The organism is Longimicrobium sp. (assembly GCF_036280135.1).
In the GTDB taxonomy this organism is placed as follows: Bacteria; Gemmatimonadota; Gemmatimonadetes; order Longimicrobiales; family Longimicrobiaceae; genus Longimicrobium.
In genome coordinates, this window is sequence record NZ_DASURI010000102.1 from 1 (window position 1) to 3,284 (window position 3,284).

The window sequence follows — 3,284 nt, forward strand, 5'->3', positions numbered from 1 at the left end:
GCAAAAATGCTGTAGTGCTGATTCAACCGCGGCACCTGACCCAACGGAGTGGGGGCGGCAAGCGTCAGTTCCAGTACGGCCGCGCGGAGCGGATCGGATCGGCGGATCGTGCAACGTCCTGCTGCGCGGAACCTGCCGCCCGCCCCGGCGTACCCGAACGTCGGCCGGCACGGGGGATGCGCATACATCCGTTCACCAACCCAGATGTCCTGAACCGACGGCAGTCCTGTGGTATCACCGCTCACGTGGGTCGCGTTCTTCTTCATCGCCTTCTTCGCCAAGCTGGGGCTGGCGATGGCCATGTGCTACCTGATCTTTCCCAGCGAGCGCACCTGCGACGAGTGCAACGCCGAGACGCTGCCCGTGCGCATGGGCCCCAGCGGCCGCCTGCTGGCCAGGCTGATGATGGGCCGCCTGCAAAAGCGCTGGTGTCCGCGCTGCGGATGGGAAGGCATCACGCGCACGGGCCCCATGGACGCCCACGCCCCCTTTCCCGACACGGAGCCCGCCGCGCGCTGACGCGCTCCGGCCGGTCGGTCGCGGGACGCGGAGAAATGACGAGAGGACGCGGGGAACGAGATCCGTTCCCCGCGTCCTCTTTTGTCTGGATCCGCCCGGTCACTCGCCGCCCGGCGGGGCGGCTAAGGTCGTGATTCCAGGGCCCGGAGCCGTTCCTCCATTCGAGCGATGACTGCGGCCTGCGCATCCACCTGCGCCTGCAGCTCCACGACGTGCGCCGTACGGACGTTGAGCTGCGCCTGCAGGTCAACCGTGCGGGCCTCCAGCGCCTTGGCGGCCGCCAGGTTCACGCCGTCGATGTCGCCCATGCCGATGGCCGTGGGCCCCAGGCCCAGCGCGAACGCCTGGTAGAAGTCCTCGGCCACGGGCCCCAGGTGCCGCACCTCTGCCCCGCCGATCATGTTCCACGTGGTCACGGGCACGCTGCGCAGGCGGATGAGCACGTCCTCGCCGTTCACGGGCTCGTAGTTCTCCTTGAGCGTGCGGCTGGAGGCGCAGGTCCACGTGGGCACGGCCACCGTGAGGTCGCAGCCCACGTTGCCGCCGGCACCCGGGGTCATGCCGTTGGCCGCGGTGCTCACGCGCAGGCGAATGCCGCCGTTGTACCGGATGCGGAACTCGTTGTCCACCTGGTTGCGCACGGAGTCGGTGGTGGACTCGTCGCCCATCACCATGGTGCCCGTGTGCGTGTTGTTGCTGGCGCGGTATCCCAGGGCCACGGCGTAGTCGTTGTTGGCCGTCGTCCGGTAGCCCAGGGCCACGGAGCCCTGCCCGCCGGCGCGCACCGTGTAGCCGATGGCCGTGCAGGCAAAGCCCGAGCACACGTTGCTGGCGCCCGCGCTGAAGCCGGCCGTGCCGCTCACCGTGACGCCCGAGCCAAAGCCCACGCCCACCGTGGAGCTCACCGTCACCTGGTCACCGTACGCGAACGCGCCGTAGTCGCTGGCCGTCACCTGGTTGCCGCCGGCGAAGGTGAAGTCGTCCATGTTGTTGTCGTCCCACGACGTGGCCCCCGCGCCAACCGGCGCGCGGCCAAAGCGCAGCGAGCCGCGGCAGGGGTGCCACATGAAGCGCGTGCCCGCGCCGCTGGCGGGGAGCTGGGCCGCGCACCCCGTGGTGTTGCCCACGTCGCGCACGAAGCCGTATGCCACGAAGGCGCCGCTGCTGTCCACGCGGAACCGGTCGCCCGCGGGCGAGCCGGCCTGGGCCTGGATGAGCACGGGCGACTGCGCCGCGGCGTGCGGGGCCGCGCACAGCAGCGCGGCGGCGGTAAGGGCGAGAAGGCGAAGTCTCATTGCGGGTTTCCGATAGGGGGCCGGAGGGAGGTCACTGGGAAACGGTGCGGTACAGGTAGCCGATGGTGGCCAGCCGCCCGGAGACGATGCGGCCCGGGGCAATCACGTGCAGGTCGCCGCCCAGGGCGTAGTCGCCCGTGACGCGCACGTTGGGCACGCGCCCCTGCACCGTGCGGCCCGTGCCGGCCAGCACCAGCTGGCCCGTGGTGCCCAGGATGCCGGAGCCCACGGTGTAGCCCGTGGCCACGTTGGCCGACGCCGTCAGGTCGAACGCGCCCAGCGAGAGCGTGGCGCCGTCGGCCACCTGCACGCCGCCGATGCTCGCGGCCGCCGTGAGCGCCGGGAAGTTGGGCACGCCCGTGGGGACAACGGCCGTGTCCACGGGGGCCGGCGCGTATCCGCCGTTCCAGTTGGCGCCCGTGGACCAGTCCGTCGAGGCGGAGCCGTTCCAGGTGCGCTGGGTGCCCGTCACGCTGAACACCAGCTCGCCCGCGTACGCGCCCGACGTGGCCGTGATGGAGCAGGTGCCCGCGCGCACGCCCGTCACCGTGCCTGTGCCGCTGACGGCCGCGCAGTCCGAGTCCGTCGTCCCGAAGGTGACGGTGCCGGGGACCGTGACGCCCACGGCGTTCTTGACGACGGCCGTAAGCCCGTGCGGCGAAGACGGGTGCAGCGCCCCGTACGACGCGCCCGGCAGCTTGCCGTCCAGGGTGATGTACCCGTCGGGGTACTCCACCGGGGCGGAGACCAGCACCGTGAAGACGAACCGGGCAACCGTGGGCTGCACGACGAAGTTCCACTGCACGGCGGGAGACGTCTCGCCCTGGTCCAGCAGGTAGGGATAGACGTAGTACGGCTGCGCGGCGGCCGTGAAGAACCCGAACCCGGCGGGGATCACGGCCGCCGTGCCCGTGCCTTCGATGACCGTGGGCCCGGTCGCGAAGAAGATGCGGATGCCGCCCGGGTCCAGCGTGGTGCCGTCCGTGGTGCCCAGGGGCTGCTCGATCAGGTTCTGCAGCGTGGTCTGGAACGTGAACGCGCCCGTGCCGGAGTTGTAGTTCACACCGGAGGACGTGAGCTGCACGTACACGCCCTGGTTGCCCACGATCAGCCCGGACGCACTGCCCAGCCCCGGCTCGGCGGGCGCGCACGTCACACCGCCATCGGGCATGGTGGCCGTGCAGGTGAGCGCCGCGATGGTCGTGGCGGGCCCGCCCTCGCTGCCCGGCCCCGGCGTGCCGCCGGGCCCGGGACCCGTGGGGGAGTTGTCGGTGCAGGCCGCTGCGCCCAGCAGCGCCAGCAGCGCGGCGCGGGCGCCCAGCGCCCGGGGATGAGGCATCGGTGGTCCTCGCTCGCAAGGGACAAAGGTCCACGTCCGCACGCCACGACCGAAATGGAGTCGAAGCGTGCGCGCGGGGCCGGCACACCATGCGCCGGGAGCAGGACGGAACGGACGACGACGGGCCCGGG

4 protein-coding genes are annotated in these 3,284 nt (G+C 71.7%); 1 reads left to right on the plus strand and 3 read right to left on the minus strand.

Annotated features, from left to right (window positions below):
* The coding region (locus VFZ20_RS03230; protein ID WP_329682386.1) for a hypothetical protein at positions 1-302 on the minus strand (302 nt) is incomplete at its 3' end.
* On the opposite strand from VFZ20_RS03230, the gene VFZ20_RS03235 reads away from it, so the two are divergent.
* Entirely contained in the window at positions 301-519 is a 219-nt protein-coding gene (locus VFZ20_RS03235; protein ID WP_329682387.1) for a hypothetical protein, read from the plus strand. The two genes, VFZ20_RS03230 and VFZ20_RS03235, sit on opposite strands and share 2 nt — an antisense overlap.
* Positions 520-641: 122 nt before the next feature.
* On the opposite strand, the gene VFZ20_RS03240 is transcribed toward VFZ20_RS03235, so the two are convergent.
* Together VFZ20_RS03240 and VFZ20_RS03245 are read right to left on the minus strand one after the other, a co-directional pair.
* Positions 642-1,814: a tail fiber domain-containing protein gene (locus VFZ20_RS03240; protein ID WP_329682388.1), complete on the minus strand. Its 1,173-nt coding sequence runs from the start codon at positions 1,812-1,814 to the stop codon at positions 642-644.
* 31 nt (positions 1,815-1,845) lie between these two features.
* On the minus strand, positions 1,846-3,153 hold the full coding sequence (locus VFZ20_RS03245) for an Ig-like domain-containing protein (protein WP_329682389.1): 1,308 nt from the start codon (positions 3,151-3,153) through the stop codon (positions 1,846-1,848).
* Positions 3,154-3,284 lie beyond the last annotated feature (131 nt).

Coding starts and splice junctions, on each gene's coding strand:
- VFZ20_RS03235 (WP_329682387.1), top strand. CDS start 301: ATGTGCTACCTGATCTTTCCCAGCGAGCGCACCTGCGACGAGTGCAAC.
- VFZ20_RS03240 (WP_329682388.1), bottom strand. CDS start 1,814: ATGAGACTTCGCCTTCTCGCCCTTACCGCCGCCGCGCTGCTGTGCGCG.
- VFZ20_RS03245 (WP_329682389.1), bottom strand. CDS start 3,153: ATGCCTCATCCCCGGGCGCTGGGCGCCCGCGCCGCGCTGCTGGCGCTG.